The sequence below is a fragment of the Acinetobacter johnsonii genome (assembly GCF_048551975.1).
In the GTDB taxonomy this organism is placed as follows: Bacteria; Pseudomonadota; Gammaproteobacteria; order Pseudomonadales; family Moraxellaceae; genus Acinetobacter; species Acinetobacter johnsonii_A.
In genome coordinates this window covers 1-4,205 of sequence record NZ_JBIMCF010000052.1, presented here as the reverse complement: position 1 = coordinate 4,205, position 4,205 = coordinate 1, and the positions used below count along the sequence as shown (strand labels likewise).

The 4,205-nt window shown below is 39.7% G+C and carries 3 protein-coding genes; all 3 read right to left on the bottom strand.

Annotation, left to right across the window (positions count from 1 at the left end; all coding sequences use genetic code 11):
* A partial coding sequence (locus ACG9ZB_RS16400) for a BapA/Bap/LapF family prefix-like domain-containing protein (protein ID WP_419326775.1) occupies nucleotides 1–1,165 on the bottom strand: 1,165 nt, incomplete at its 3' end.
* Between the two features lie 45 nt (nucleotides 1,166–1,210).
* Nucleotides 1,211–2,056: an OmpA family protein gene (locus tag ACG9ZB_RS16395; RefSeq protein ID WP_419326774.1), complete on the bottom strand. Its 846-nt coding sequence runs from the start codon at nucleotides 2,054–2,056 to the stop codon at nucleotides 1,211–1,213.
* Between the two features lie 208 nt (nucleotides 2,057–2,264).
* Entirely contained in the window at nucleotides 2,265–3,215 is a 951-nt protein-coding gene (locus ACG9ZB_RS16390; protein ID WP_419326773.1) for an IS481 family transposase, read from the bottom strand.
* Nucleotides 3,216–4,205: the final 990 nt, after the last annotated feature.

Sequence of the window (4,205 nt, the reverse complement as noted above, 5' to 3'; positions counted from 1 at the left end):
TTACTTTCTCGCCAGGCTTAACATCTTCGGTTGTACCCGTGATCTTACCTTTGTTGTCAACTTCAACCGTGATCTTGCCATCAACGCGATCTAGGCCTTCGCTTTCATCACCTGGGGTTGCTGGATCATCAGTTTTACCTGCACCGAGGTTGTCTTCAGCATAAACTGGCTTACCATTGCGGTCTTCTGTTTCTGCTTTAACCGTCAGGTCACCGTCTGCAAAGTCCGCTGGAACTTGCGCTGTATAGTTGCCATCAGCATCAACTTTAACCGTCACTTCTTTTTCAAGTGGGTTACCGTCTTTGTCTTGACCCTTAATAGTAATTTTTACATCACTGCCTGGCTCAACGTCAGTTGTGCCGCCTGTGATGTTGCCTTTGTTGTCAACTTTAACCGTGATTGAACCATCAACGCGGTCTAAGCCTTCGCTTTCATCACCTGGAGTTGCTGGATCATCCGTTTTGCCTGTGCCCAATTTGTCTTCTGCAGTGATCGTATTGCCATTGCGATCAATAACTTCAGACTCAACAACTAAGTCACCGTCTGCAAAGTCCGCTGGAACTTGCGCTGTGTAATTACCATCAGCATCAACCTTGACAGTCACTTCTTTTTCAAGCGGCTTGCCGTCTTTATCTTTGCCGCTAATAGTAATTTTAACGTCAGTACCTTCAGGGATATTCTCTGTTTTACCTGTAACTGTACCATCTGTATTTACTTTAAGCGTATTAGTGCCATTCGGGATCGAATCTGTCTTATCCTTGTCATTGTGGTCAATAATCGCCGCAGCACCACCAACTACAGCAGCGCCGACCAACCAAGGTAACAATCCAACGAATTTACTGCTTTCAACAGCAGGCAATAATGCTTCTAATCCTGGAATGCCTTTAAAACCCGATACGCCATCAAACCAATATAGAACACACCCATCTTCTTCAAAAACCAAATCTGAAGCGACATCGTCATATGTTATAAAAAAATTCTCAATAACAACAACTTCACCATTTTTTAACTTAAGCACTAAGTTATTGCCATCACGGATAAATTCGTCGACGTCATCACGGCTCATTTTAGTATGAACAATAGAAGCTTCGGTTAATGTAATCTGTGTCGCATTTACTGTAGACTTATTTAATGAGTCTTTCTCAATTACAATAAAATTAGTCATATTTTTACCCAAAAAATTATATTCTTTTATCTTCTAAAACTTTAACTATTTAGTAATGCCTGTAATTTCGACAGTTACACGGCGGTCAGGCTGTAAACAAGCTTTGAGTTCTTCACGCTGTTTTACATCAAAACAACCATTCGTCACAGGTTGGCCTTTACCTGCGCTTGTAGTCGAAATCACATTTCCTGCCACACCATTTTGAACCAACAGGTTGCGTACTGTGTCTGCACGGTTTTGCCCCAATTGATTGTTATAGCTATCACTTCCCAAACGATCTGTGTGACCAACTAAATTAATGCGGCTTACAGAAACGAAGTTGTTATGAATTTGCGAAGCAACATTCAAGACCTCTTGACGCCCCTTTGGCAGTAAATTATTCAAGGAAGAACCGTTAAATTTAAATAAAGTGTCCGCGGCTAAATCCACTCGTATTGTCTGTTCCTGAGCAGCAACCTGATGCTTCACCTCACAACTTAAAGGCTGACCATTATTAGAAATAAAAGGTTTACCGTCTGTATTGACAGAGAGTACAAATTCATTGCTTGTTAGCTTTCCTACGTTTAAGTCAACATCACAACTTTGGCATGATTCTTCAGTACAGTTTTTTACTTTGAAATTATATGTTTCTGGTTTCAATGCATATTGAGCCGAATTATTTATATAAAAATTTCCAGCTTTAATACTATCGATATAAAATTCAATTGGGCAATTTTGCTGTTCTGCTGTATCACCACTACACAGCTTCTCGTCTCGCTTTAATGTAATAGGTTGATTATTTTCTTGCGTTTTTTTCTGAAAACGTAAATCTGATGGCTTCGTATATGGGCTTGATGTACAAGCCGCTACCCCCAATGAAGCTACAACAGCTAAAAGTGACAATCTCAACATAATTTCTCCTTGTGGACTTAGATCGATTTAAGGAACAATTTCAAGCACATTTTCTACACAAAACAAATATCTTCCCATTAATCTACTAAAAGATTATTATTGTGACACAGTATACATTTCTGTATCTTTATATCAGATTTAATGTGCATTTTGAACATTTGTTTTTATGTGAACTTTATCACTTTATAGTTTTATTGGAAATACTTAACTAGGTGTTTAGTCCCGGCATTTGATGGATCGGATCAATCTTAAAAAGTTCAGGTTCATCTATCCACTGTTTGCAGATGAATTCGTAGGGAGTCAGGCCCCTGAGTGTTTTGAGTCTGCGGCCGAAGTTGTATGCAGCAATAAAATCAGCAAGGTGAATGCATAGCTGAGTGTGATCGTCGTAATGGAACCGTTTGACAGTAGCTTCTTTAATCGTTCGGTTCATCCTCTCGACCTGTCCATTGGTCCATGGATGCTTAACCTTGGTAAGACGATGTTCAATGCCACATTCAGTACAAACCCGATCAAAGATGTGCTCAGAGGCGTAGCGATCACAGGTGCGGTTCGTGAACTGGATGCCGTTATCTGTTAGCACCGTATGGATTCTATAGGGCACAGCCTTAACCAGATTGCACAGGAACTCCGCGGCTGCCATCTTACTGGCTTTAGTATGCAATTCTGTGAACGCGAACTTGGAAGTGCGATCAATGGCAACGAAGAAATAAAGCTTACCCTGTGCTGTTTGCATCTCAGCGATGTCGCTATGAAAGTAACCAATGGGGTAGCTCTTGAAGCGCTTCCTGACAGGGCGATCACCTTGTACCTCAGGCAGCCGTGAAATACCATGCCGCTGCAAGCAGCGGTGTAACGACGAGCGTGTCAGATAAGGAATACTCGGCTGCAATACATAAAGGCAATCGTCTAGCGGCAACAAAGTGCGTTTTTGAAAAGCAACAATTGTCGCCTCATCTTCAGGCGATAACACGCTTGAGCGAGGATTCTTTGAACCGGTTGTAAGATCATCTACTGAAGTACGTTTCTTCCATTTTGCGACGGTCTTTTGATTGATGCCGTAACGCTCCGCTAGCCTTCTTAAGCTCTCTTGACTATTTTGTATTGCTCGACGCACTGCCTGTGTCGTTGTGGCACTGCTGTGTAGAACTTGTCCCATAGTGCTTCCTTCCATTTATCTGAGAATATTGCACCATTAAAATCTGGGACTAAACACCTAGATAGCCCTAATTAAACGAAGATTAAAAATCAGACATATCAATAAGATGTAGCTAAATTCTAAAATTTTCCAGCTATTCACTCGATCAATATTGGTCGCCATAAAGAACTCTCTTCAAATTTTCACCTTGATGAGCATTACACAAATCATACAGAGCATATGCAAGAGAACGCTTCTTTACAGCAACCTTAACCTAAAAATTTTAGCTTATTAAAAGCGCTAATAGGCAGACGTGATGTTTACCAAGGTAGTTTATTACAGGAAAAGAATCTACTTAAAAGGCGCAGTCCACTCATATAAGCTAATAAATAACCATATAGATCAAAATTCCACATTGAAATAGGATTTGAAATTACTACAAACTATTTTTTCAATCGGTGAACAATCAGGCTTATTTTTGTAAGCGTTATTTCATTAGCACAAGTTTAAAACAGCAAGTTAAGCTGCTGCATATGTAGATTTGGTTCCAGCACATCAGCTGTATGGCAGTTCGGCCAACAAGCAAAAGTCACTTATCAAAAGCAGATGACAGTAAAATACGCTCAGTATTGTATATGTAAACCTTAACAGCGATTCAATAGAATCCACACATTGAAGCTTTATATCAATAATTATTAAGTCAGGATAAAAATTAAAGGTGTGCTTTAGGTGTTGCAATGCGCAAGCTTATACGTCTGTGTTATGGCATTTTAAAACATCAAACTGCCTATCAAAAAGATTATTTATTGGTCTAATAATCTCAAACCCTGATTGGTTACCAAGACGGCATCTTGTTTTTTGATATACGCTGAATTATCAGGAGACTTTCCCTTGGGAGATTCTAGGCAGCCAATTTATAAAAGTCTTCGGCCATTTGATTTGGTGTCTTAAAACCCAAACCCTTTTGAATTCTTCGATGATTATAAAATAACTCAATGTATTTTATAATAT